A 25300-nucleotide genomic window follows, 5' to 3' on the forward strand; every position below is an offset into this window, starting at 1 on the left:
AAACTAATAGTCAATTATTAAGTTACGTAATGATTTTCAAGTTAAAATAAAAACACTTTCAGCAAAATAAAATATTTTACCAAAAGTGTTTTCATATTTTTTAACCAATTTGTATACGTTCTTTAGGATAGCTATATTTATCTGGTTCTTTACGTCCAGCAAGCATGATAATGAATGAAATTAAGCCAACACGTCCTATAAACATAAGAACCATTAATACAATTTTAGTTATATTACTAATGTTGTCAGCAGTCGCACCTAGACTCAGTCCACAAGTCCCAAAAGCTGACATGACTTCAAAGAACACTTGTAAAAATGATAACTTACCTTGTTCAGTGGCTGATATCACAATCATACTTATAAACGTTAAAATTGATGCCATTGTAAATACTGCGAAGGATCTTTGGATATCCATAATGTGAACTTCCCTATTAAAGGCCTTTATAGCTGTTTTATCAGCAGTATTATTAAAATTAATCACAAAAAGTATAAGAATTGCAAAGGTAGTCGTTCTAATTCCTCCCCCAACTGAACTTGGAGAGGAACCAATAAACATTAATATACTCATAATAATATTCGTTGCATCACTGAAATGCGATGCATCTATTGTTTGTAAACCAGCACTTCTAGTAGTCGCTGACTGGAATAATGAATAGAATAAAGATTGATGCCAACTTAATCCCTTAAAAGCATGGTTATGTTCAAGTAAGAAAATTGATATAACACCAAATACAAATAAAAATAAGTATGTAGACGTTGTAATTTTAGTAAATAATGAGAACCTAAAATTAGTAACTCTATTCTTTAAATACGCTTTTAATTCTAATAGCACAGGAAATCCAATTGACCCTAATACAATTAAGAACATCACTATGGTTTGAACAAAGTAGTCTTTGGCATAGGGTACAAGTGATTGACCAGTAATATCTAGACCACCATTGGTCGTTGCTGAAACTGAAACAAATATTCCCTGCATAAAAGCATTTTTCAAGTCAGGATTATCTCGATAAAAATAAAAAGCTAATAATAATCCTCCTACAAGTTCAATCACAAATATTGTTCTTACAATTTCCAAAATCAGTTTAACTGTACCACTCATTGTATCCTTATTATTATCTAACATAATAAGTTGACGTTCTCTTATACCAATGTGTTTGCCTAAAACTACCCATAACAGTGTACCGATGGCCATAACACCAATTCCACCAATATTTAAGATAACTAATATGATAATTTGTCCAAACGTAGAATAAGTGTCTCCAATACTTACTGGAGATAACCCTGTCACACTAATTCCTGAAACTGCAACGAATAATGTATCAATAGGATTAACATTTACACCGGGTTTATGCACATAAGGTAGATTTAATAATAAGAATGCAACCACAATTGCAAAGAGATAATATAGTACAATCCCTTGTTGAGGACTCGATTTCTTAAGTAATTGACTTAAAATAGACATAGATTTCACCTCAACGTTTATTTCAATTTAATTTTGATATTTTTTTCTGAACCATTTCTGTATATTTTAGCTGTTAAAGTTTTTAAATCGTCTTTATGACTAAATATTATCTGTCTATAACGTAGATTATCTTCAACAGTTTTACCATCTAATTCTACTATTACATCATCTTTTTTCAAGCTTGATTTTTCACCTAAGCCATTTTTTTCAACGTCACCAATTAAGACACCGTTGTTTACATTAGAAGGTAAATTTGAAGAATTACGTTCTGACTCATCCATATCTGCTACATTTTTAATTTTAATGCCAGTATTCGGATATTTTACTTTTCCTTTATCTTCTAATTGTTGCGCTATTTTACGTACATCATTAATTGGAATAGCAAAAGCCATGCCCTCGACATTTTCCATATCAATTTTTAAAGAAACTATACCGATTAGCCTACCATCTTTATCAACAACTGCGCCACCTGAATTACCAGGATTTACAGGAGCATCAATTTGAAATGCTTTCATTAATACATCATAACTACCATTTTTATCTATATCTACAGGTACATGACGGTCTAAACCTGAAATAATCCCCTTAGAAACACTGCCTTTAAAGTCTACACCTAATGGATTGCCCACGACTAAAATAGATTCACCTAATACTAAATTATTTGAATCTCCCATCGTAATAGTCTTGATACTGTCGTCTGAAATTTTAGCTTTAACCACAGCTATATCTGACCATTTGTCTTTACCAATGACTTTACCTTCAACTGATTTATTATTACTATATGTAACTTTCTGTTTTTCTTTGTCACCTACAACATGTGCATTCGTTAAAATATAAATAGAGTCGCCCACTTTTTTGTAGACGACACCTGATCCAATTTCATTATCTGAGCCAGATTTACTTTTCGGTACAGTAGTATTATTTGATAAATCATTTTGAACAGTGACTACTGATTTGACAGTGTTATTCGCATTCTTCATTGTTGTAGTATAATTTTTATTCGCCCCATTAAATGCACTATCATTTGTGTGATCATTTTTATTTACTGTAGTAAAAATAGCATTAAGTATTAATAACAATAAGATGATTCCTATAATAATCAGTAATTTAGGCCAATGTTTTTTAAAGAATGAGGTAATCACATCTATAATGTGATCAAAATGATCACCTTTGTTTTCGTGATGTTGATTATGTGAGGTCTCTTGTGATGAATGAGTATTGTCCTTTTTAATATTTTGATTTTTAGGTTGATTATTTATAGGTGAGTAAGGTTTTTTATTTTCATGTTTACTTTTCTCTGCTGTCTTGTGATTCTTTTCTGGTTCATTACGTGTAGCTGAATCTTTATGAATCTCATTTTTATCACGAGTTATTTCTTTATTATCCACTACATCTGCTTTGGATGACTGTGGTTGATTTCCTTTATCCTTAGAAAGATTATTATCTTTACTATCTACATCTTGGTGATGATTTGTTATTGAATAAGGTACCTTATTGTCTCTATTGTCTTTATTTTGCGCAATTTGACTATGTTCTTTATTATTTCGTTGGTCTTCTGATAAATTTAAACCATCTTTAGTTTTGTTAGTTTCTGACTGTTCTAACCGACTTGCTTGTAATTCTTGATTTTCACCATTTTGTCTTTCCTGAGCTAACTCATGTTGCTGTTGAATTTCTTCTTGAGTTAATTTCTCTATTCTAGCTTTACGTAAATTATCTTTCACACGCTCTTCATTCATCTTAGATTGTTGCTGTGCTTTTTCAACTTTTTTCTCTCGTGCTTCACGTTCTCGTCTTATACGTTCTTCTCTTTCTTCATTATGAAAAAATTCTCGTCGTTTACGACGATACTGGCTACGGGGTATGACTTGCTTTTTATCATTATCCACTTGATGACCCACTCCTAAAATTACTTTGATTCGTATGATATGTAAAAAAATATATATAAGTTATTTCTAAGCTTTTCCAAATTCATAATGATTTAGTTCATAGTTTAAATTCTAATATTTAAACTATAAAACTGCAATGTTCAACACAACAAAGTTAAAAAGAAACTCCACTCAAATTTTAAGTGAGTGGAGCATTTCAAAACTAATATCATTACTTTTGATTCTTTTTATTTTTAATTACAGAAGTAAACCATCCTATAAGTACTAATAAAATAAGTACCGCCCAGAAGATTGACTGCCATAGTGCCCCGTGTGGAAATTCTTCAGGTAAGACACCAATATCAGGATGTGCCAGTACCATTACTACTAGCTTAATACCAACCCATCCAACAATCGCGAATGCTGCACCTTCTAAACCAGGGTATTTGTTTAGAAGTTCAACAAACCAATTAGCAGCGAATCTCATGAGAATGACACCTATCATACCACCTAAGAACATAACGATAAATTGGCCTAAATCCATTCCACCGAAATGGATGCCCATCTTAGGTAACGTCACCGCAATAGCTAGGGCTGCTAACATAGAATCGATTGCGAATGCTATATCAGCAAATTCTACCTTGAAGACTGTGCCCCAAAATGCTTTAGGTCCAACCTTCTTTTCATTACCAGATTCATCATAGTGGTGGTCATCACCCGTTTCTTTATGATGCTCTTCGTCAGATTTATGGAAGAAATCCCATAAGTTTTTAATAGACATATAAATTAAATATATTGCACCAATCGCTTGGATCCACCAGAAATTCGCAATAATGCTAATTAAGAATAAAGCAATAAATCTAAATATAAATGCACCTAATAAACCATAAAACAATGCTTTTTTACGTTGCTCTGGTGGTAAATGTTTGACCATCACAGCCATAACAATTGCGTTATCAGCTGCTAATAATCCTTCTAAGAACACAAGTACTACAAGCACCCATAAATAAGGTAAAATCAAACTTGGATCCATAGTGGACAACTCCTTTTATTTCGAAATACAAATAAAGAGACCTATGCTATATCCTAGCAAAGGTCTCACTAAGCAATAGTATTGCCCACTTTACCGGAAGACTTACCTTCGTAATGACGATAAAGTGTTAAATAGTATTCTACTAATCACTTTAATTAGCATTTACTATCCTCAAGTTACTCCCCTCTGACAAACGTGTCATAGGTATTCATTTGTTAATAATAGTATACATAGTTTGTATAACTAACTCAATCTAAATTATATTAAATTCGTTTTATACTTTTCTTAAAGATACCCATTAAATACCCTTCAAACTGAAAGTTAAACTTAAAGATTATAATAAACTGTATAATTTAATATCAGGGAACTTTTCTTCAAACCATCTTGTCGCAAATTCGTTTTCAAATAGGAACACGTAATTATCGTATCTGTCTTTCACAAGAATTGAACGTGACGTATTCATGTTGTCTTTAATATCTTCTTCATTTTCAATCCAACGTGCAATTTTACGGCCAACCGGTTCCATTACTACATCGACATTGTATTCATTCTTCATACGGTGTTCAAAAACTTCAAATTGTAATTGTCCCACAGCACCAAGAATGATTTGATTGGTATGTAGTGTTTTATAATATTGAATTGCACCTTCTTGCACGAGCTGTTCAATTCCTTTATGGAAATGCTTTTGTTTCATCACATTTTTAGCAGAAACTTTCATAAATATTTCAGGTGTAAACTGTGGTAAATCTTGGAAACTATATTTCTGTTTACCACCAACTAGTGTATCACCGATTTGATAATTACCTGTATCGTATAAACCAATAATATCTCCCGCTACTGCATGGTTAACTGTTTCTTTATCATCCGCCATGAATGATGTAGAACGTGTAATCTTTTGTTTTTTACTCGTTCTTTGTAATGTGACGTCCATACCTCTTTCAAACGCACCACTGACAACACGCATGAAGGCAATTCTGTCACGATGTTTTGGATCCATATTTGCTTGAATTTTGAAAATAAAACCTGAAAAATCTGTATCAAATGGACTTACTTCAACCTCTTCATTTGTTTGACGTGCATTTGGCATTGGCGCATGATCAACATATGCATTCAAGAAGTTTTGCACACCAAAATTAGCTAAAGCAGAACCAAAGAAAACTGGTGTAAGTTCTCCGTTTAATAACGCATCATTATCAAAGTCTTCACCCGCTTCTTCTACAAGCATCATTTCTTCAATTGCTTGTTCAAAAGCACTATCATTTTTTATCTCATGATTTTCTTCGAGTTCATAATCTTCATTTAGATGTAATAAATTCTCTTCATCTCTGAATGGTTCAATTGTTTTAGATTCTCTATCAATAATACCGAAAAAGTTTTGTCCCATACCTATAGGCCAATTCATAGGATACGTTTCAATATTTAAAGTTTCTTCGATCTCATCTAATAACTCAAACGGCTCTTTACCTACTCGGTCGAGCTTATTTATAAAAGTGAAAATTGGAATGCCACGCATTTTACAAACTTTAAATAATTTGAGTGTTTGAGGCTCAATCCCTTTCGCACAGTCAATGACCATTACAGCACTATCCACTGCCATTAATGTACGGTACGTATCCTCAGAGAAGTCTTCGTGTCCTGGTGTATCTAAGATATTAATTTTATAGTCATCATAATCGAATTGCATCACAGAACTTGTAACTGAGATACCACGTTCTTGTTCTACTTTCATCCAGTCACTTGTTGCGAATTTTCCTGACTTTTTACCTTTAACAGTACCTGCTTCTCTTATCGCACCACTGAAGTATAACAATTTTTCAGTTAAGGTCGTTTTACCAGCATCGGGATGTGAGATGATGGCAAATGTTTTTCTAGACTCTACTTCTTCCTTTAAATTCATTTATTTATTCTCCTTTTAGTTTGTTGCGATTAATTCACAAATGTCGCGTGCAAGTGCGTCCGCTTCATTTTCCGTATAAAAATTAAAAAATTGCATTAATAGTTCTTCATGAATTTCATCTTTAGACATTTCAATAGGCAGTTCAACAGACCAGTATATATCTGGAATCGCGATCATCATAACTTCCTTATCTACATTTTGGTAAAAATAGACATTCATTCTTAAACTATTATGGCAAAGTTGCTTAATCTTCAACAGGGCCACCGCCAAATTTCTTATACGCAGCTTCTAATCCGATTAAATCATCTCTATGCGGCACTTTCACATGTCCTGGCATGATTTGATAAGGTTCTCTACCTTTAGAGGCTAATACGACAGTATCGCCAGGTTCAGCTACATCTATTGCATGTCTAATGCCTTCTGCACGATCGTCAAATTCCACATAATTATCATGTGTAGCGCCTTTAGCCAATTCGGCTGTAAGCATTTTAGGATCATCGTTAGCAGGGTTGTCTGGAGTAAAGATAACATAATCTGCACGACAAGCAACACTACCCATTTCTGGAGTTTTAGTCATATCTCTTTCACCAGCCATGCCAACTAAGAATATTAATTTTTGTTTTACAAATGGTTGCACAGCATCAATTAATTTATTCATTCCGTCTGCAGTATGTGCATAGTCAATAATTAAATCGATTGGTAATGATGGGTCAAGCACTTCTAAACGGCCTTCCACAGGTTCTAAAGAAGTTACAGCATTAATAATTTCTTCCATTGTGGCACCTTTACTCCATACCGCAATGATAGCTGCCATAATATTAGAAATGTTGAAACGTCCAACATATGGTGACTTCACATGATAATCTCCGAATGGTGTACTCAAATCAAACTCGACACCTTGAAGAGATTCATTAATATTTTTAGCCATAAATTGTGCTTCGTTATCTATACCATATGTAAATACTTCATAAGGCGTGACACTTGCTAAGTAACCTGAAAAATCATCGTCATTATTCAACACAACATATTTTTCTTTAGATAAATCTTCACCGAGTTGGCTAAATAATAATGATTTAGCATGACCATATGCTTCCATTGTGCCATGGAAATCCAAATGATCTTGAGTTAAATTTGAGAAGATAGCTACATCAAATTCAACACCTCTTAAGCGTCCAAGAGATAAACCATGACTAGACACTTCCAACGTCATTGCTTCAGCACCCTCATCCACAGCATCTTTAATTTTCTTAGTTAAAGAGACCGTTTCTGGTGTAGTGTTTGCACCTTTCGTCTTCTTTTCATTAATTTGGAATCCATTTGTTCCTAAATATGCACTACTTTTATTTAACTTTCTGTAAATTAAATGAATCATCGTAGCAATTGAAGTTTTGCCGTTGGTACCTGTCACACCGTATGTTGTTAATTGATGACTCGGAAAATCAAATAACGTATGGGCAAGCAAACTCGCAACACGTAAAGTGTCAGGAACAATGACTTGTGTCACGTCTCCCTCAAGTTCTAGTTCTCTATTCACGACAACAATACGACATCCTTGTTCAATGACATTTTGACAAAATTTATGACTATCGACCGTATATCCTTTAGAAGCAACGAATATACTTCCTTCTTTGGCTGTACGTGAATCAGTAGTAATATCATCTACATTTATATCTAACGTTCCAATTACGTTTTTTACTCTTATTTTTTCGAACAACGCACTTGCATTCAAAATGTATCGCTCCTTTTTTTACAATAATTCTATTATACACGTTTTGTGAGTGTTGATAAATTTATTCTTATTTGTGCAATTCAATGTGTTCCAAATGAATTCTTCAATATTTAATATTATTTCATTTTAACTATCTATATATGATTTTAATGTTAATATGAAGCTATTTTATTAAGCTAAAGTAAAAATATCTTTAAAATATTTCCATAACCCTTTTCATCCCGATACAATTTCTACAAATAATGCTAGTATGAAAATAGGTTAAGAAATTATAAAGATTTTGCTAAGATACTTTTGAGTTACAACGAATTTTTATTTGAGTAATTTAAAACTTATTTTGAAGATGAGTATGGTATACTGCATAAATAAAAATTTTAGTTATTTAGTTTGCATAGTAGTTAAACTATTCGAAAAGTGTTGCACACTGCATTTATAGTGGATGATTGCTAAGATTTATTGTCGCTTAATTCCTTTTATAATGTATGAAAATACGTTACACTTATTATAAATTTTAAAAATTAATGGAGGGTGGCTATAAATGGTTACTCAAAATAAAAAGATATTGATTATTACTGGCTCTTTTGGTAACGGTCATATGCAAGTCACGCAAAGTATTGTCAACCAATTGAATGAAATGAACCTCGATCATTTATCAGTAATACAACATGATTTATTTATGGAAGCTCATCCAATTATGACTTCTATATGTAAAAAATGGTACATCAATAGCTTTAGATATTTTAGAAATATGTATAAACGTTTTTATTATAGCCGCCCTAACGAGCTTGATAAATGTTTTTATAAATATTATGGATTAAATAAGTTAATTAATTTACTTATCAAAGAGAAACCGGACTTAATCTTATTAACATTCCCTACTCCAGTGATGTCAGTATTAACAGAACAATTCAACATTAACATCCCAATTGCCACTGTCATGACTGATTATCGTATGCATAAGAACTGGATTACTCCGGATTCGCAAAGATATTACGTAGCTACAAAGGATACGAAACAAGATTTCGTAGAAGCTGGTGTTCCAGCCTCTCATATTAAAGTTACAGGTATCCCAATTGCAGATAAATTTGAAGAACCTATTAATAAAGAAGCTTGGTTAGCCAAACATCATTTAGACCCGAATAAACCTACGATTTTAATGTCAGCTGGTGCATTCGGCGTATCTAAAGGGTTCGATTACATGATTAATGAAATATTAGATAAGAGTCCTCACTCTCAAGTGGTGATGATATGTGGGCGTAGTAAAGAACTCAAACGCTCATTAAAATCAAAATTTAAAGATTATCCAAGCGTTTTAATTCTTGGCTACACAAATTATATGAATGAATGGATGGCTTCAAGTCAGCTCATGATTACTAAACCAGGCGGGATTACAATTTCCGAAGGATTAACAAGATGTATTCCGATGATTTTCTTAAATCCTGCTCCTGGACAAGAACTTGAAAATGCTCATTATTTCGAAGAAAAAGGATTCGGCAAGATTGCAGATACACCTAATGAAGCAATCAATATCGTATCCGATTTAACCAATCATGAACATAAATTGGAAAATATGACTAATCAAATGCGAGAATCAAAGGTAAGTTATTCAACTCAAAAATTATGTAGAGACTTATTAGACTTAATTGGTCACTCATCACAACCTGAAGAAATATACGGAAAGGTTCCTTTATATGCAAGATTCTTCGTTAAATAATTATTCTAATAACAGAAATTTCGTTATTATGTTAGTTATTTTATTCTTAATGGAATTTGCACGAGGCATGTACATACTAAGTTATATTAACTTCTTACCTACTGTGACGTCGATTGCAATTGCAATTACTTCATTTGCATTTTCCATTCATTTTATAGCTGATGCAGCTACGAACTTTGTCATTGGTTTCTTACTCAAGAAATTTGGTGCCAAAGTGGTACTTACTGCTGGCTTTTTACTCGCATTTGTAAGTTTATTTTTAGTGATTTGGTTTCCAGCCTCACCTTTTGTAATTATCTTTAGTTCAATTATGCTGGGTATTGCTGTGAGCCCTATATGGGTGATCATGCTGTCTAGTGTCGAGGAAAATAATCGTGGCAAACAGATGGGCTATGTTTATTTTTCATGGTTACTTGGTTTATTAGTCGGTATGGTTGTAATGAATTTACTAATCAAATTACATCCTACTCGATTTGCATTTATGATGTCATTAGTTGTTCTTGTAGCTTGGATTTTATATTACTTTGTTAACATTAAATTAACTAACTATAATACTAAACCAGTTCCCGAGCAACTTAAACAAATTGTAGATGTAACAAAACGCCACCTTGTTTTATTTCCCGGGATATTATTACAAGGTGCAGCTATAGCAGCACTAGTCCCAATTTTACCTAAATATGCTACTAAAGTAGTTAAAGTTTCTACCGTTGAATATACTGTTGCTATCATTATTGGCGGTATTGGCTGCGCAGTTTCAATGTTATTCTTATCGAAGATTATTGACAATAACAGTCGCGGATTTATGTATAGTATTATTTTCGGTGGATTCATCTTATATACTATCCTAATATTCGGACTATCAATGGTAACTAATATTTATATCGTATGGGGCATTGCCCTGTTTATTGGATTAATGTACGGAATTTTGTTACCAGCGTGGAATACGTTTATGGCTGGACATATTAACCCCGACGAACAAGAAGAAACTTGGGGCGTATTTAATAGTGTTCAAGGTTTCGGATCTATGATAGGTCCTTTAATCGGTGGTTTAATTACACAATTTACAAATAGTTTAAATAATACATTCTATTTTTCAGCTTTAATCTTTATATCGCTAGCTGTATTTTACGGTTATTACTTTATTAGTGGTAAACAAAACTCCAAATCATAATAGATCACTAAAGCGTTCAGAATTTTTGGGTTCTGAACGTTTTTCTTTTATCCTAATAAAAAAGAAAGCTAAGACATGATTATCTCAGCTTTCTTTAACATATTGGCAATAAATGTCTGAATTGGGATTGCGCTTATGCTTATACTAAGCTTCTTTCAATCATAGCCATCCTTGCCAGCGGTTCCCAACATAGAGAATTTCTTTTTTATGAAATTCTGCAAATAATGCAAGTTGGATGTGGAACAACAAAAATAATTTGCCAAATGAAATGTCTGCCCCACTTCCATATATTTTTATTATCCTAACTTAAATGTCTCTATTACTGACCATTTATCGTCTTCTTCACTATATTGTAGTAAAGAAAGTTCACTAATTGTTTCTTTATGATCTACCCCTGCTAATTTAACTTGACCATAAATATCTTCGAACTCTTGGCTTGAAAGGCCTTGTGCAATTGTAAAATGCGGAACAAAAGTATGTTCAGCTTTACCATAAAACTCGTCAGTGTTAAATTGATCGAATAATTTTTCTAATGAATCAGTTTTTGCCACTTTGAAGTAAATCACATTTGTTGTTGGAGCAAAATTTGAAGCTTTTGTCGCATGTACATCGACAGGTTGAATGTCGCTAATACGTTTTTTCACTTCTTCTTTAATAGAATTTAATTCATTATCGTCGATTTCAAATTGAGATTTAATTGTAATATGAGGCATAATTTGCGCATAATGTGTATCATAACGCTTACGGTATGCATTCACCTCATCTTGAAATGACTCAGACGGAACTAATGCTAATCCTAAAATCATTTAAATTCCTCCTTTGTTTAACATATTTCCATTATATCAAAATTTTTTGAAAACCGTTACTTTAAAAGTGAAAACAATTACATTTTAGAAATTTCTACATTTAAGATATCTACTTTTCAAGAAACTTCTAAATCATTTTTATAATGTCAAATATTTCTTTTAAAACAAGGACTTAATCAGGGATAACATCGCTTAAGAAATATTTTAAGATATCTCCTAACATAGGTTTCCACGATTTCCAACTATGACCGCCTTCAAATTCAGTATAATAATAATCCATATCATAGCCTTTAATGAGCTCAGAAAGTTCTCTATTTGGTGTGAGAAAATTAGCTCTTTCACCATTAGTAGGTAAAGTAAAATCTTCTTCCTCTAAACCAATTGCATGCCATAAAGTAAGTTGCTTTCTATCATCACAACTTTCTAATTTCTGTTTAATATTTTGGTTATACATCGGGCTTAACATTGCAACCTGACTGAAAATCGTCGGATACGTTAAAGCTGTCATCAAAGCAATACTACCAGCTAAACTGTCCCCTATAAGTAATCTAGCATTACCTACTTTATAAGTTGGAAAAGTAGAGTCAATATACGGCAGAATCTCTTTACCAACAGCTTGTACAGTTAGATGAGAACGGCTTCCAGAAGGATGGAATTCTTCTCTACGTTTATCAACATCTTCATAATGAAATCCTACAATAATTGCTCTTTGTATGTCATTATCCTTTCTCAATTGTTCATAAGCACGTTGTATTCTACCAAATCTTAAGAAATCTAATCCATCAAAACATAAAATAACTTGATACTTAAATAGTTCTGTATACTCCTCTGGCAAATAAATGGAGAGCGTTACATCTCTATCTAAAATATCACTATGTATTACCTTTTTATTTATCTTTCCAGCATTAAACTCTGTCATATATGAGCCCCCTCGTCGTAGTAATATTATTGTACCAATACTTAAACTACTTTTAAATTCTTGAAAATCAATTTAACGATTGAATATCATGTTTAAATCACATTCTTAAAAATCAAAGTTGTTCACTAAATCATGTTCATTGTTCAAATCATATTTTCTGATTCTCATCATTCTTAACGATGACTAGGAAAGCATTTTTCTCTTTTTAAAGATAGGTTTTTAAGATATACTTATTAGGAATAAATAAATGAGACGTAATAGGAGGAAAGAGGTTTATGTTCAATAAAGTTTGGTTTAGAACTGGCATATTTTTCATCATGCTGTTCATACTCATCAAACTATTTATGGAAGTACACAATGTATTTACACCAATTGCTACAATTATCGGCTCTGTATTCCTTCCATTCTTAATTAGTGGTTTTCTATTTTACATATGTTTACCATTCCAAAATTTGCTTGAAAAGTGGGGATTTCCACGATGGGCAAGTATTCTAACAATATTTATCGGTTTAATAGCAATCATTGCTATTGTAGTTTCATTTATCGCACCGATTATTATTTCCAATATAAATAACTTAATCAAACAAACACCAGCATTGCAAAAAGAAGCTGAACATCTCATCAACTTCTCTTTAAAACAAATGGATAAACTACCTGATGATGTGACACACCGCATTAATAAAGCTGTTAGATCTATGGGTGATGGCGTAACGTCAATCCTATCTAATTCAGTCACATATATTACATCATTTATTTCAACAGTTTTCTTATTAATCATGGTGCCTTTCATCTTAATCTATATGTTAAAAGACCATGAAAAATTCATTCCTGCTATTGGTAAATTTTTCAAAGGTGAACGTAAAGTATTCGTAGTAGATTTATTAAAAGACTTAAACTTCACTTTAAAATCTTATATCCAAGGACAAGTAACGGTTAGTGTCATACTAGGTATCATTTTATATATTGGTTATACTATTATTGGATTGCCTTATACGCCGTTACTAGTATTATTCGCCGGTGTAGCTAACTTAATTCCTTTCCTAGGACCATGGCTATCATTTGCGCCTGCCGCTATTCTAGGTATTATCGATGGACCAACAACATTCATTTGGGTATGTATTGTAACTTTAGTTGCTCAACAACTTGAAGGTAATGTAATTACGCCTAACGTTATGGGTAAATCTTTAAGTATCCATCCTCTAACAATCATTGTTGTGATTTTGGCAGCAGGAGATTTAGGTGGCTTTACTTTAATTCTTATCGCTGTACCATTATATGCAGTACTTAAGACATTAGTTAGCAATATATTTAAATATCGCCAACGTATCATTGATAAAGCGAATAGCAATGTTAAAGATTAACAATAACTTGATATATAAACATCACTTACCTTTTCGTAAGTGGTGTTTTTTTATGAATACAGAAAAAGCGGTTGAGCTTGCAACTCAACCGCTTCATACACTTCAATATTTTAAATGAAGTTATTTATTATTTAATTGCGTGGAAACCACTATCAACGTGGATGTTTTCACCAGTTACACCGCTTGATAAATCACTTAATAAGTAAGCTGCAGTTTTACCAACCTCTTCTTGATCCACATTACGTTTTAATGGTGCACGTTCTTCAATTTCTTTAAGAATTGTATTAAATCCGCCTACACCTTTTGCACTTAAAGTACGAATAGGACCAGCTGAAATAGCATTCACACGGATATTATCTTCTCCTAAATCTAAAGCTAAATATTTCACATTAGCTTCTAAGCTTGCTTTAGCAACACCCATCACATTATAGTTTTGAACCGCAAATTCTCCACCAAGATAAGTTGTTGCGACAATGCTACCGCCTTCAGGCATCAATTTCTTAGCTTCATGTGCAACAATTGTTAATGAGTAAGAACTAATGTCTTGTGCAAGTAAGAAACCGTCACGAGATGTTTCAGAGAAACGACCTCTTAAATCTTCCATATTAGCGAAAGCAATTGAATGATATACACCATCAATGTTACCTACTTCTTCACCAATTTTAGCAAAACCATTGATAACGTCTTCATCACTTTGCACATCAATTTGATATAAATGATGTTCAGATTGATTTAATTGTTCTAATAACTTTTCTAATTCTTTGCGACTACGATCTTTACGATATGTAAATACTAATTTCGCACCTAATTTGTCTAATACTTTAGCAACGCCAAAACCGATACTACGTTTATTCGCAATACCCATAATGACATATGTTTTATTCTCCAAATTTAACATTGCAGTATAACTCCTTAATAATAAAATAATTAATGTTTATTTATGGTTAAAAACCAACTTCATTTATAACCTATTTACCATATACAGTTTAACACTTTTAGTACCTGATAATAAAGTGATTTAGCATGCCACGAAAGACTTATACTCAACCCTACTTAAAAGAACTGGCGCATTTTATCATGCACCAGTTCATTAACTATGGGTTATTCTAATTTAATAATAAAATTCTAATTCTTGTTTAAGTTCATCAACATATTCTTTTGATCCTGTAACAATTAAACGGTCTTTATAACGCAATTGTGTATCACCATGAGGCACTATGGATTCGTTATTACGTAAAATTCGAACAAATATAATGTCTCCTCCGAATGGGAAATTACGTAATTGAATATTTTCATATTGATGATTTAACATTTGAATTTCATATAGAGATGTTTCCACATTACTTAAAAGATTTAACATATTCGGTGTTTCAATTAAACCTTTTAATAATATTTTATTACTAAGGTAGTTACTGAATACTTCAATACCTTGTGCTTTAATTTCAGCATCTTCGTTTGAATTTTCTAATCTACAAATCACACGATTCACTTCATGCCTCTTAGCCATTAAAGCAACTTTTCTATTAATTTCATCATCATTCGTGGCACATACCACAATATCTCGTTCAAAAAGTCCTAAACGTTCTAATAAGTCTTCTTCATAATCAGAAATCTCTACCATTGTAATTTCATCTGATAATTTTCTACTGTCACTTAAATCCTTTCGATAATAAAGTGATATATCATACAATTGAGAGGTCAAATTCTGTGCAATTGGAATTGTTAACTGGTTCTTACCAATTAAACTCACTTCTATGCGACGATTAACTTCATTCGGAATTGGAAACATTTTTTTGAAAATAATCGGCACAAAAACGCATGTAATGACAGCACTTAAAATTAAAATGCCTGACGTTTCCGCTGAAATTGTTTTGAGTTGCTCTGCAATTTTTGCTGCTGCAATAACTAATGAAAGTGTAGAAGTTAATAAAAATGCTGAAGCAATCGTCGTTTTTGTATCAAACCAACGCTTGATAAAGAATACTGGTATAAGTTTTGAAACGATAAAAGCTAAAATAAGTACAGGAATAATTAAAAGTATCGATGGTTCTTTAATTAAGGACGGAATATTTAAGTCCACACCCACCATAATAAAGAATATCGGTATAAAGAATCCGTAACCGAAAGAATCTAATTTTTCCACCATTTCTTCATCTGGATTAAGTAAAGACACGACTACACCTGCTAAGAATGCACCTAGTATATATTCAGCGCCTACGCCCTCAGCAAGAGCTACTAGTAAAATAATCAATGCAAAAACTGCGCGAATCCCTATTTGTGTCGTCCCATCCATTAACTTTTGTAAAAACGACATTCTTTTAAATAGTCCGCCTAATATGTAGAAAATGACAGTGAAAACGATTAATATACCAGTTAACCAAATCGTACTACCACCATGACCGTTGATAGCACCATAGATCGTTAATAAAATCATTGTAACTAAGTCAGCCAAAACTGCGACTAATAGTATGAACTGACCTATTGTGGTACGCATAATATTCATTTCTTTAAGTGTCGGAACCACAACGCCTAAAGATATGGTAGATATTATGATTACCATTAATAGTACGTCATCTACTAAACCTAACCACTTGAATATGTAGGCTAAAATGATTGAAATAAGCATGATAAAACCAAATACAGTTAATGCTAGGTTTAAATGACTCGGTATATGTGTTTCTTGTTTATTTTCACCTTGTCTTGAACGGGAATCCTTTTTAAAAGCCTTGAAATCAATTTCTAAACCGCTTAAAAACATTAAAAATATAAAACCTAATGTAGATAAAATATTAAGTACCGAATCTCTCTCTACTATGTTGAGAAGAGAATGGCCAATAATAATTCCCATCAAAATCTCTGCCACAACGACAGGCAAGAAATTAATATTAAGTCGGTTAACGATAATTGGAGTTAAAAATGCAGCAACAACTACAATAACTAATGATAAAAACTCCATGAGACCTCCTAAGTTAAATATGACATAAATGAAGTTGCTAAACCGAAATAAATTAACATACTGACAATATCATTAATTGTTGTAATAAATGGACCACTTGCAACTGCTGGGTCAATTTTAAATTTATTCATAAGAAGCGGAATCATAGAACCTACTAATGTACCCACTGTCATAGCACAAGTTAGACTTCCACCTACAATAAGTGCTAATAACGGTTGTCTGTATATAACTACAATAATTAAGAAAAGTACAATAGCACAAATCAGTCCAGATAAAAATCCACTACCGGCCTCTCTTAATGCAATTCTAAATTTACTTTGTTCATTTATTTCTCCAGTTGAAATATTACGTACTGAAACGGCTAACGATTGTGTACCTGAATTTCCAGACATCCCACTAATAATAGGTATAAACGCAGCTAATAAAGCAACCTTCGATAAAGTATCTTCGAAACTACCTAGAATTGTTGCTGTTATCATCCCTAAGAACGTTAAGACGATAAGCCACGGAAGACGTTTAGTCGCAGTTTTTACAACAGAATCACTTGTAGAGTCTATATCAGAGACACCGGCTAAACGTGAGTAGTCTTCACTAGCCTCTTCATCCATGACATCTAAGATATCGTCTATAGTAATGATACCTAATAAATGATTTTGGTAATCTACAACTGGTACTGCGATAAAGTCATAATCTCTCATAACTTGTGCAACGTTTTCTTGGTCATCAGCGACATTTACACTAATGACACGTTCACTCATAACATCTTCTATATATGAATCATTCTCCGCAACAATTAAGTCTCTTAAAGAAAGTACGCCTACAAGTTGACCTGCTTCATTCACAGCGAAGATAACATAAATTGTTTCAGCATCTGGAGCTTGTTCTTTAACATGCATCAGTGCTTCTTTAACAGGTGTCGTAGTTTTAAGAGAAATATATTCTGTAGTCATGATACCGCCAGCGGTATCTTCTTCATAATGTAATAAAGCTTTTATCTCATTTGCTTCATCTTTATCCATTAGTGTAAGTAAGCTAGCGACTTTAGATTTAGATAATTCATTTAAAATATCTACTGAGTTATCATAAGACATTTCTTCTAAAACATGACTCGCATAAGTAGCATTAATCTTATCAAAAAGGTCTTCGTAATCTTCATCGTCAATATCTAATTGATCGAAGAAATTTGCTACTTCTTTCGGGGATAAAAACTCAAATATTTTTTGTCTTTTATCATCGTCTGTGTCCTCAAAGTACTCACTTTGTTCGTAATTGTGCATAGATAAAAATTCATCTCTAAACTGATCTATATCATTTTCATCTAATAATTTATCTAATAATTCTTCATTATATACGTCTTCACGCACATTCTCTTTTATCTCTGCGTCGTTAGACATTCATTACACCTCCAAAGCATATTTATTATAGCATGTTAAATAAATTAATTAATTGTTTGTAATCAATATTTATTGATATTTCATTTTTGTAAATTGGATGAAGAAATTTAACTGCACAACATTGTAAACTTTGTCCTTTTATCTGTCTATGGTGTCCTCCATATAAGTCATCGCCAACTATCGGGTGCTCTATATGCTGAAAGTGCACACGGATTTGATGCGTACGTCCGGTATGTAATTTGACTTTACACAAACTCGCATTGTCTTTTTGAGCTAATGTGTAGTAACTTGTTTTAGCATATTTACCATCTTTTGAAATTTTACGAGTAATAATACTCTTATTATCCCTTGCTATAGGCGCTTCAATGACACCTTTTGCTTTTGTCCGACCATATGCAAGACAGACATATTCCTTTTCAAACTTAACTTTTGAAAATAAATGATGGATATGTCCATACTTAGCAAATACAACTATTCCCATTGTATTTCGATCTAACCTAGTAACTATGTGCGGGTTTGACTTTTCGCCTTTATTGATTAGATATGCTAACACCTGCTCCACTAAACTCTCATGAGGATGTTCTCTAGAAGGCGCACAGTTTTGATATTGAGGTTTGTTAACTATAACTAGAAAATCGTCCTCGAAAATAATTTCCAATGCTTTTTGATAAGGGATTAAATTTGAACTAGGTCGCTCTATTGGCATATGGACTTCTAAATGATCACCAAAAGTCATTTCTTTCCTGACAGTTACAGGTTGCTTATTTACAATTAAAGCGCCATTACGTTTAATGGCGCTAATAGTCTTTTTAGAGTAATCATGTCTCTGCAAGAAAGATTTAACTGTTTCAAATTCCTTTATTACATAAGTGAAAATCATCTTTCATCATCACTTGAGATAAATGAATCATGCACTCTTTTCCAAAAAGGAAATGGTCGAAATCTCGCAAACCTTACTTTTTCATTTGCTACTCTAAATTGAATGGCATTTACATTTTTATGTTTAATACTTACGTGGTCAATTGTTGTTCTAATTGTGTCATGATTGACAGGCATAATTAGACAAGTATGATGCTTTGGTAATACCAAAGGCGATCCCACAGTTCTAAACACACGATTATTAATTGAAGCTATTTCAGCTATTTGCATCGCTTCTAATGATGGATGAATGAGCGCACCTCCTAAAGCTTTATTGTAAGCTGTTGAACCAGAAGGTGTTGAAATACATAGCCCATCCCCTCTAAATCGTTCAAAATGTTTGCCACGAATATTAACGTCCACAACTAAAGTTGAACCATTTTCAGTTTTCATGGTGGCTTCATTTAAAGCAAGATATCGCGTTTCATAACCGTTATCGTTATATCTTACGATTAGCTCTAATAAAGGATATTCAATAACTTGGAATTCAGAATTATTGATTTCAATAATTAACTTCTCGACTTCATGAGGTAACCAGTCTGCGTAGAAACCTAAATGACCGGTGTGTATACCTACAAACGCAACTTTTGAAAGCATATGACTATATTGATGGAATGCTTGAAGTAACGTGCCGTCCCCACCAACAGATATGACGATTTCTGGATTTTCACTATCCTCTACCATTTGAAAATCCTTCATATGATTAATCATTTTATGTTTTAATGCATTCGATTTTGAATCACCTTTAGTTAGGATTGTATAACGCATCATTTACACCTCATTAGTCATTTTCATGTTTCTTGGCACGTTTCTGAGTATAATATTTTTGTGCCTCTTGAATTTCATCCTTAATCTCTGACATTTCCTCATCAAGTAAATATGCAGCTTCAGCAGCTCTTTCAAGACGATGTTGAATTTCATCAGGATAATCGCCATCATATTTGTAACGAAGCGTATGTTCTATTGTTGCCCAAAAGTTCATTGCTAAAGTTCTAATTTGAATTTCTGCTAAAATATGTTTTTGTCCATTAAGCGTTTCAATTGGATACTCAATGATGACATGATAAGAACGATAACCACTCTCTTTTGTATTACGAATATAATCTCGTTCTTCAATAACCTTAAAGTCTCTTCGCTGTCTTAGTATGTCCACTACCACATCAATATCATCTACGAATTGACACATCATTCTCAACCCAGCAATGTCATACATTTCTTCATGTAAGCGGTCAAACGGAATACCTCTTTTATTAGCTTTATCAATGATGCTTGATATTGGTTTTACTCTTCCTGTAACAAACTCGATAGGTGACGTGTTTTCACCCACTTCATATTGTTTACGTAAACCTTTGAGTTTTACTTTTAGCTCATCTACCGCTTGTTTATAAGGTGTTAAAAATTGATCCCATTGGTTCATTTTGTTTCACTCCGCTTCACTCTAGTTCGAAAGTTTTTTCAACAGCTGAAACAAACTCCTTACCATAGTTATTATTTCCTTCAATATTATCTAATATATAATCTAATTCTTCTTGGAAGTGCTCTAATTCTAAATGATTATTTATGATAACCTTCTTATCTCTATTTTCATGTAACATCGACCATGTCTCTTGTACAAAAATTAAATAAGAATACGATTCGCCGTCATCAAGTATGTATGCGAAACCATAATTATCACTATCAACAAGCATTTGTCCAACTTCTTCTAATCCGTCTGTAGGATCCTCAGAGAAGCAATAAATGCCATCTTCTTCTACTTTAATTTCATTTATATAAATACGCATGCCTGTCTTCCTCCTTATTCCATACTAGTTTAACATAATATATACTTACAAAACACGCCACAACTTACATAGAAATCATAGTACAACTCACTAAAATTCATATTTTCACAACTTATTTTCAACTTTAGAAATCTTAGCAAATATTAAATTCATTTTCAGATAAAAAAGGATCACAGAAAAAAATTTCAGATTGCTACTTACAATGATTAAATTACTTTAATTTAACAAGAACTTTCTTCATAATTAGAAATACTCAGAAGCGTTTAAACGAGGTGTTAATAATGGCAACAAATAATGAAATTGAGTTCAAGCAAATTTTAAATGAAAACGTATATCATCAAATTCGTAACACTTATTTTGAAAATGATAAACCCTTTACTCAAACGAACTATTATATTGATACGAATGATTTCAAATTGAAGAAACATCAATCAGCATTGCGTATAAGAGTTAAAGACAATCAATATGAAATGACCTTAAAGGTACCTGCAAAAGTTGGTTTAACCGAGTATAACCACGAGATTAATATTTCTCCTAAAATAGATACAACAATCTCATTGTCTCAACTACCTGAAGACATCAGGGATATTATTGAAAATCAATTTGGCGTTTCCGATAAAGAACTTATCATTTTAGGAGCGCTTACCACTCATAGATTAGAAACGCAATTTCAAAATGAACTTTTAGTTTTAGACCAAAGTGAATATCTAGGTAAAACCGATTATGAACTTGAATTTGAAGTTCATTCATACGATGAAGGTTATGAAAAGTTTAATCATTTACTTCAAGAGTTTAATTTAAGTCATGAGAAACCGTTAAATAAAGTTCAACGATTTTTTGAAGAAAAGCAAAATTCAAGCAAAGAATAACGAGATTTCCCATAAGGGCAAATTACTTTCAAATGTAAAAATTCATGTTATATTAGATATATATTAATGGAACACGGTGATATTATGTCTAAAACACCATATGAGATAGTAGGTCCAGAAGCATTGTATCAAATGATTGACCACTTTTATTATCTAGTCGAAAGAGACGAACGAATTAATTATCTATTTCCAGGGGATTTTAGGGAAACAAGTCGAAAACAAAAGCAGTTTTTAACTCAGTTTCTTGGTGGACCAGACTTATATACTCAAGAACATGGTCATCCCATGTTAAAAAGAAGACATATGGAATTTACAATTACTGAATACGAACGTGATGCATGGTTAGAAAACATGTATACAGCGATTCAACATGCAAACTTCCCTGCAGGTGTCGGTGATTATTTATTCGAAAGACTACGTTTAACTGCTAATCACATGGTAAATTCCGAAAAATAATTGTAGGTGAATATACATGGCTGAAGAATTAAGAATAATGGATAATAAGAGTCGTGAAGAGACAAATCTGTCACCTGTAAGTAAAATAGAAATCTATTCATTTTTTGATCCTTTTAGTAAAGAGTGTTTTAAATTATCAGCTATCTTATCTAAATTAAGAATTGAATATAATCAATATATCCGAGTAAGACATATCTTAAATCCATCTCTAAAGGTTTTAACAAAGTGTCAAGCTCAAAGTACTTCTGATTTCGATAATATCGCTCTTGCATATAAAGCTGCAGAACTACAAGGTCGTATAAGAGCTGAGAGATTTATTCATTTAATGCAGAATGAAATAATACCTAAGCGTGATATTATTACAGAAGACATGATTTGTGATTGCATAAAAAATGCAGGCATAGATTATGAAGTTTTCAAGGAAGATTTACAAAAAAGTAAACTCACAGACAGTTTAAAAGTTGATCTTCATATTGCTCGCGAAATGGATATCGAACAAGCGCCTTCTCTCGTTTTCTTCAGTGAAGATGTGCACGAAGAAGGTTTAAAAGTCGAAGGCTTATATCCATACCATATTTATACTTATATTATCAATGAGTTAATGGGCAAACCTATCGAAAAGAATCTTCCGCCTAAATTAGAACAATATATTCAAAAGAAACAATTAGTTACAATGGAAGAATTATTAACTATATACGAATGGCCAGAAAAATTATTAAATAAAGAATTAAAAAAACTATCACTGCAACAAAAGGTTGAGAAATTACAGTATCCTGAAGGCGATTTTTGGAAATCCAAAATGCCTCAGTGTTAATTGAATCATAGATATGAAAAAGGACGACTAACTTTTAGTCGTCCTTTTTCATATCTATATACGAGTAATCTTATACTCTTTTATGTATATAAAATGTATATTTTACACATGCAAAAATTAGCGATTTAAATTTGAACATAAAAAAACGCCGTGTCTGATTACACGACGCTAAACAAAGGGGATGGGAGAAATTTTTCACTTCAAACAAAGGGGTATGTTTGTTATGTGATTAATTTCATGTTCATAATATAACACGGTACATACCCCTTTTCAACCTTTGATTAATTATAAATTTAAATTGTCACAATCTGTTCAAATTGTAAGCGAATTCAATCATGTTAAGCTTTCATAAGTTTTTCAAAAGCGTCTAATTTTTGTTCAAATACCTCACATGCTTCTTCAATTGGTTTAGGAGTAGTCATATCTACACCCGCATTTTTCAAGATATCAATAGGATAATTTGAACTACCTTTTTTCAAGAATTCATTAATATATCTTTCAACTGCCGGCTTACCTTCTGTTAAAATTTGATGACTTAAACTTTGTGCTGCACTATAACCAGTAGCGTATTGATATACATAATAATTCATATAAAAGTGTGGAATACGTGACCATTCTTTACTAATATCTTCATCCGTTTCAACAGCATCACCGAAATATTGCTTATTAAGCTTCGCGTATTCTTCATTCATACGAGTCGGTGTAAGTGGTTCCCCAGCTTCTTCAATTTGGTGAATTTTATGTTCAAATTCAGCAAACATAGTTTGGCGGAACAACGTTGCTCTGAAACGTTCTAATTCTTGATTTAATAAAAGTAAACGACGCTCATCGTCTAAATGCTTATCCATATAATCGCTTAGTAATGCTTCATTACATGTAGATGCTACTTCAGCAACGAAAATTGTATAATCGCTTAAATTTGATGGCTGATTTTGACGACTAAAATAACTATGTGCTGAATGACCAAACTCATGTACTAATGTGTATAAATCAGAAACAGTATTAGACCAATTTAATAAAATAAAAGGATTTGTTAAATGCGCACCAGATGAGTAACCCCCAGAACGTTTACCTTTGTTTTCATATACATCGACCCATCGATTCTCTAAACCTTCTTTAACTACATTTAAGTATTCTTCACCCATTGGTTCTAAAGCTTTTAGCATCCATGATTTAGCTTCTTCATAAGGCATTTCAAATTTTACATCCTTAACTAGAGGCGTATATAAATCATACATTTTTAAGTCTTCAATACCTAATAACTCTTTTCTTAATTTTGTATATCTGTGTAACAACGGAAGATATTTGTGCACTGTTTTAACTAAGTTATCGTATACTTCTTCTGGTATATGATTATTACTTAATGCGCGTTCACGAGCAGAGTTATAGTTATGTGTTCTAGCATTAAACACATTTTTCTTAACCTCACCTGCTAATGTTGCACCTAATGTATTATTGTGTGAGCCATAAGCTTTGTATACATTTCTAAAAGCTGACTCTCTTAAATGACGATCATCTGACTCAAGATATTTGATAAATGTACCTTGAGTGAGTGAATGTGCATTCCCATCTTTATCAATTGCGTCTTCAAATTCTAAATCTGCATTACTAAACATGCCATAAACATTTGAAGGCGTTGATAAAGCATCTTGTGCTTCAGTTAATAATTTTTCTGTATTCGCATCTAAAATATGTGGACGCTTTTCATTGATGAGTTTCAAATCAAACTCGTAACGTTTTAATTTATCGTATGATGAAACAAAAGATTCAATTGTAGACTCATCAATTTGAAGTATTTCAGGTACTAAAAAGCTCCACGCAGAACTATATTTAATAACCAATTGATGTGCACGTGCTTCTAATCCAGTATATTTATCATTAGCAGTATCTTGGTCTTGTTTAAGGTGTGCATAGACATAAACTTTTTCCAGTTTAGATCCTAATTCATCTTCAAACGCTAATGCGTTGTATAGCGTTTCAGGACTATCCCCTAAGTGACCTTTAAACTGCTCTTCTTTACCTATTTCATTTTCAACTTCTTTAAAGGCTTCTTCGAAAGCATTATCATCTTTGAAAATTGTAGTTAAATCCCATGTATATTCAGGATATTTACGTTCCTGTTCTTCTCTTGTTAATTGTTGACTCATAAAGT

At 32.4% G+C, this 25300-nt stretch carries 22 protein-coding genes and 1 riboswitch; of the genes, 6 read left to right on the top strand and 16 right to left on the bottom strand.

Features of this window, described 5'->3' with window-relative positions:
• Positions 1 to 100: 100 nt before the first annotated feature.
• The 6 genes from CD155_RS04605 to CD155_RS04630 form a co-directional block, all read right to left on the bottom strand.
• Positions 101 to 1462 carry a TrkH family potassium uptake protein gene (locus CD155_RS04605; RefSeq protein WP_002441893.1) on the bottom strand — a complete coding sequence of 454 codons (1362 nt, stop codon included), beginning with the start codon at positions 1460 to 1462 and terminating at the stop codon, positions 101 to 103.
• A gap of 17 nt (positions 1463 to 1479) precedes the next feature.
• Positions 1480 to 3351, bottom strand: coding sequence for a trypsin-like peptidase domain-containing protein (locus CD155_RS13280; protein ID WP_103212662.1), 1872 nt, complete (start codon positions 3349 to 3351; stop codon positions 1480 to 1482).
• A gap of 211 nt (positions 3352 to 3562) precedes the next feature.
• Complete coding sequence (locus tag CD155_RS04615) at positions 3563 to 4363, bottom strand: TerC family protein (RefSeq protein WP_002441889.1); 801 nt, start codon at positions 4361 to 4363, stop codon at positions 3563 to 3565.
• Positions 4364 to 4433: 70 nt separating this feature from the next.
• Positions 4434 to 4560: riboswitch (yybP-ykoY riboswitch) on the bottom strand.
• A 137-nt stretch (positions 4561 to 4697) separates the two neighbouring features.
• Positions 4698 to 6260, bottom strand: a complete 1563-nt coding sequence (locus CD155_RS04620; protein ID WP_070831979.1) for a peptide chain release factor 3 — start codon at positions 6258 to 6260, stop codon at positions 4698 to 4700.
• Positions 6261 to 6275: 15 nt separating this feature from the next.
• Entirely contained in the window at positions 6276 to 6515 is a 240-nt protein-coding gene (locus tag CD155_RS04625) for a YueH family protein (RefSeq protein WP_070831982.1), read from the bottom strand.
• Positions 6505 to 7989, bottom strand: coding sequence for a UDP-N-acetylmuramoyl-L-alanyl-D-glutamate--L-lysine ligase (locus CD155_RS04630; protein ID WP_103212663.1), 1485 nt, complete (start codon positions 7987 to 7989; stop codon positions 6505 to 6507). The genes CD155_RS04625 and CD155_RS04630 overlap by 11 nt, the downstream gene beginning before the upstream one ends.
• Before the next feature lie 538 nt (positions 7990 to 8527).
• Between CD155_RS04630 and CD155_RS04635 the strand changes: the two genes are divergently transcribed.
• Positions 8528 to 9703 carry a diglucosyl diacylglycerol synthase gene (locus CD155_RS04635; RefSeq protein ID WP_103212664.1) on the top strand — a complete coding sequence of 392 codons (1176 nt, stop codon included), beginning with the start codon at positions 8528 to 8530 and terminating at the stop codon, positions 9701 to 9703.
• On the top strand, positions 9681 to 10874 hold the full coding sequence (gene ltaA / locus CD155_RS04640; protein ID WP_103212665.1) for a lipoteichoic acid biosynthesis MFS flippase LtaA: 1194 nt from the start codon (positions 9681 to 9683) through the stop codon (positions 10872 to 10874). Before CD155_RS04635 ends, ltaA begins: the two co-directional genes overlap by 23 nt.
• Positions 10875 to 11170: 296 nt before the next feature.
• Here ltaA and CD155_RS04645 read toward each other — a convergent pair whose 3' ends face one another.
• Together CD155_RS04645 and CD155_RS04650 are read right to left on the bottom strand one after the other, a co-directional pair.
• On the bottom strand, positions 11171 to 11680 hold the full coding sequence (locus tag CD155_RS04645) for a YjcG family protein (RefSeq protein ID WP_002441877.1): 510 nt from the start codon (positions 11678 to 11680) through the stop codon (positions 11171 to 11173).
• A gap of 172 nt (positions 11681 to 11852) precedes the next feature.
• Complete coding sequence (locus CD155_RS04650) at positions 11853 to 12599, bottom strand: esterase family protein (RefSeq protein WP_103212666.1); 747 nt, start codon at positions 12597 to 12599, stop codon at positions 11853 to 11855.
• A 275-nt stretch (positions 12600 to 12874) separates the two neighbouring features.
• On the opposite strand from CD155_RS04650, the gene cozEa reads away from it, so the two are divergent.
• Positions 12875 to 13960 carry a lipoteichoic acid biosynthesis protein CozEa gene (gene cozEa / locus CD155_RS04655; RefSeq protein ID WP_103212667.1) on the top strand — a complete coding sequence of 362 codons (1086 nt, stop codon included), beginning with the start codon at positions 12875 to 12877 and terminating at the stop codon, positions 13958 to 13960.
• Positions 13961 to 14087: 127 nt separating this feature from the next.
• On the opposite strand, the gene fabI is transcribed toward cozEa, so the two are convergent.
• The 7 genes from fabI to CD155_RS04690 form a co-directional block, all read right to left on the bottom strand.
• Positions 14088 to 14858: an enoyl-ACP reductase FabI gene (gene fabI, locus CD155_RS04660; protein ID WP_002441867.1), complete on the bottom strand. Its 771-nt coding sequence runs from the start codon at positions 14856 to 14858 to the stop codon at positions 14088 to 14090.
• Positions 14859 to 15071: 213 nt separating this feature from the next.
• Positions 15072 to 16916, bottom strand: a complete 1845-nt coding sequence (locus CD155_RS04665; RefSeq protein WP_103212668.1) for a monovalent cation:proton antiporter family protein — start codon at positions 16914 to 16916, stop codon at positions 15072 to 15074.
• Positions 16917 to 16924: 8 nt separating this feature from the next.
• A complete protein-coding gene (gene mgtE / locus CD155_RS04670) occupies positions 16925 to 18310 on the bottom strand; it encodes a magnesium transporter (protein WP_103212669.1) in 1386 nt (461 codons plus the stop codon).
• 25 nt (positions 18311 to 18335) lie between these two features.
• A complete protein-coding gene (locus CD155_RS04675; RefSeq protein ID WP_103212670.1) occupies positions 18336 to 19190 on the bottom strand; it encodes an RluA family pseudouridine synthase in 855 nt (284 codons plus the stop codon).
• A complete protein-coding gene (locus tag CD155_RS04680) occupies positions 19187 to 19996 on the bottom strand; it encodes an NAD kinase (RefSeq protein WP_070832000.1) in 810 nt (269 codons plus the stop codon). Before CD155_RS04680 ends, CD155_RS04675 begins: the two co-directional genes overlap by 4 nt.
• 13 nt (positions 19997 to 20009) lie before the next feature.
• Positions 20010 to 20645 carry a GTP diphosphokinase gene (yjbM, locus tag CD155_RS04685; RefSeq protein WP_002441856.1) on the bottom strand — a complete coding sequence of 212 codons (636 nt, stop codon included), beginning with the start codon at positions 20643 to 20645 and terminating at the stop codon, positions 20010 to 20012.
• A gap of 16 nt (positions 20646 to 20661) precedes the next feature.
• Entirely contained in the window at positions 20662 to 21009 is a 348-nt protein-coding gene (locus CD155_RS04690) for a UPF0738 family protein (RefSeq protein ID WP_070832003.1), read from the bottom strand.
• Between the two features lie 281 nt (positions 21010 to 21290).
• On the opposite strand from CD155_RS04690, the gene CD155_RS04695 reads away from it, so the two are divergent.
• The 3 genes from CD155_RS04695 (at position 21291) to yjbH (ending at position 23148) form a co-directional block, all read left to right on the top strand.
• Positions 21291 to 21878, top strand: a complete 588-nt coding sequence (locus tag CD155_RS04695) for a CYTH domain-containing protein (protein ID WP_103212671.1) — start codon at positions 21291 to 21293, stop codon at positions 21876 to 21878.
• 84 nt (positions 21879 to 21962) lie between these two features.
• Complete coding sequence (locus CD155_RS04700) at positions 21963 to 22334, top strand: truncated hemoglobin YjbI (protein ID WP_070872998.1); 372 nt, start codon at positions 21963 to 21965, stop codon at positions 22332 to 22334.
• Between the two features lie 16 nt (positions 22335 to 22350).
• Positions 22351 to 23148: a protease adaptor protein YjbH gene (gene yjbH / locus CD155_RS04705; protein ID WP_002441849.1), complete on the top strand. Its 798-nt coding sequence runs from the start codon at positions 22351 to 22353 to the stop codon at positions 23146 to 23148.
• 338 nt (positions 23149 to 23486) lie between these two features.
• Here yjbH and pepF read toward each other — a convergent pair whose 3' ends face one another.
• Positions 23487 to 25295, bottom strand: coding sequence for an oligoendopeptidase F (gene pepF / locus CD155_RS04710; protein ID WP_103212672.1), 1809 nt, complete (start codon positions 25293 to 25295; stop codon positions 23487 to 23489).
• Positions 25296 to 25300: the final 5 nt, after the last annotated feature.

Source organism: Staphylococcus caprae (assembly GCF_002902725.1).
Lineage (GTDB): Bacteria > Bacillota > Bacilli > Staphylococcales > Staphylococcaceae > Staphylococcus > Staphylococcus caprae.

What these genes read in the sequence shown, in the direction of transcription:
- CD155_RS04605 (WP_002441893.1), bottom strand. Translation starts at nt 1,462, where the DNA reads ATGTCTATTTTAAGTCAATTACTTAAGAAATCGAGTCCTCAACAAGGG.
- CD155_RS04615 (WP_002441889.1), bottom strand. Translation starts at nt 4,363, where the DNA reads ATGGATCCAAGTTTGATTTTACCTTATTTATGGGTGCTTGTAGTACTT.
- CD155_RS04620 (WP_070831979.1), bottom strand. Translation starts at nt 6,260, where the DNA reads ATGAATTTAAAGGAAGAAGTAGAGTCTAGAAAAACATTTGCCATCATC.
- CD155_RS04635 (WP_103212664.1), top strand. Translation starts at nt 8,528, where the DNA reads ATGGTTACTCAAAATAAAAAGATATTGATTATTACTGGCTCTTTTGGT.
- ltaA (WP_103212665.1), top strand. Translation starts at nt 9,681, where the DNA reads ATGCAAGATTCTTCGTTAAATAATTATTCTAATAACAGAAATTTCGTT.
- CD155_RS04645 (WP_002441877.1), bottom strand. Translation starts at nt 11,680, where the DNA reads ATGATTTTAGGATTAGCATTAGTTCCGTCTGAGTCATTTCAAGATGAG.
- CD155_RS04650 (WP_103212666.1), bottom strand. Translation starts at nt 12,599, where the DNA reads ATGACAGAGTTTAATGCTGGAAAGATAAATAAAAAGGTAATACATAGT.
- cozEa (WP_103212667.1), top strand. Translation starts at nt 12,875, where the DNA reads ATGTTCAATAAAGTTTGGTTTAGAACTGGCATATTTTTCATCATGCTG.
- fabI (WP_002441867.1), bottom strand. Translation starts at nt 14,858, where the DNA reads ATGTTAAATTTGGAGAATAAAACATATGTCATTATGGGTATTGCGAAT.
- CD155_RS04665 (WP_103212668.1), bottom strand. Translation starts at nt 16,916, where the DNA reads ATGGAGTTTTTATCATTAGTTATTGTAGTTGTTGCTGCATTTTTAACT.
- mgtE (WP_103212669.1), bottom strand. Translation starts at nt 18,310, where the DNA reads ATGTCTAACGACGCAGAGATAAAAGAGAATGTGCGTGAAGACGTATAT.
- CD155_RS04675 (WP_103212670.1), bottom strand. Translation starts at nt 19,190, where the DNA reads ATGATTTTCACTTATGTAATAAAGGAATTTGAAACAGTTAAATCTTTC.
- CD155_RS04680 (WP_070832000.1), bottom strand. Translation starts at nt 19,996, where the DNA reads ATGCGTTATACAATCCTAACTAAAGGTGATTCAAAATCGAATGCATTA.
- yjbM (WP_002441856.1), bottom strand. Translation starts at nt 20,645, where the DNA reads ATGAACCAATGGGATCAATTTTTAACACCTTATAAACAAGCGGTAGAT.
- CD155_RS04690 (WP_070832003.1), bottom strand. Translation starts at nt 21,009, where the DNA reads ATGCGTATTTATATAAATGAAATTAAAGTAGAAGAAGATGGCATTTAT.
- CD155_RS04695 (WP_103212671.1), top strand. Translation starts at nt 21,291, where the DNA reads ATGGCAACAAATAATGAAATTGAGTTCAAGCAAATTTTAAATGAAAAC.
- CD155_RS04700 (WP_070872998.1), top strand. Translation starts at nt 21,963, where the DNA reads ATGTCTAAAACACCATATGAGATAGTAGGTCCAGAAGCATTGTATCAA.
- yjbH (WP_002441849.1), top strand. Translation starts at nt 22,351, where the DNA reads ATGGCTGAAGAATTAAGAATAATGGATAATAAGAGTCGTGAAGAGACA.
- pepF (WP_103212672.1), bottom strand. Translation starts at nt 25,295, where the DNA reads ATGAGTCAACAATTAACAAGAGAAGAACAGGAACGTAAATATCCTGAA.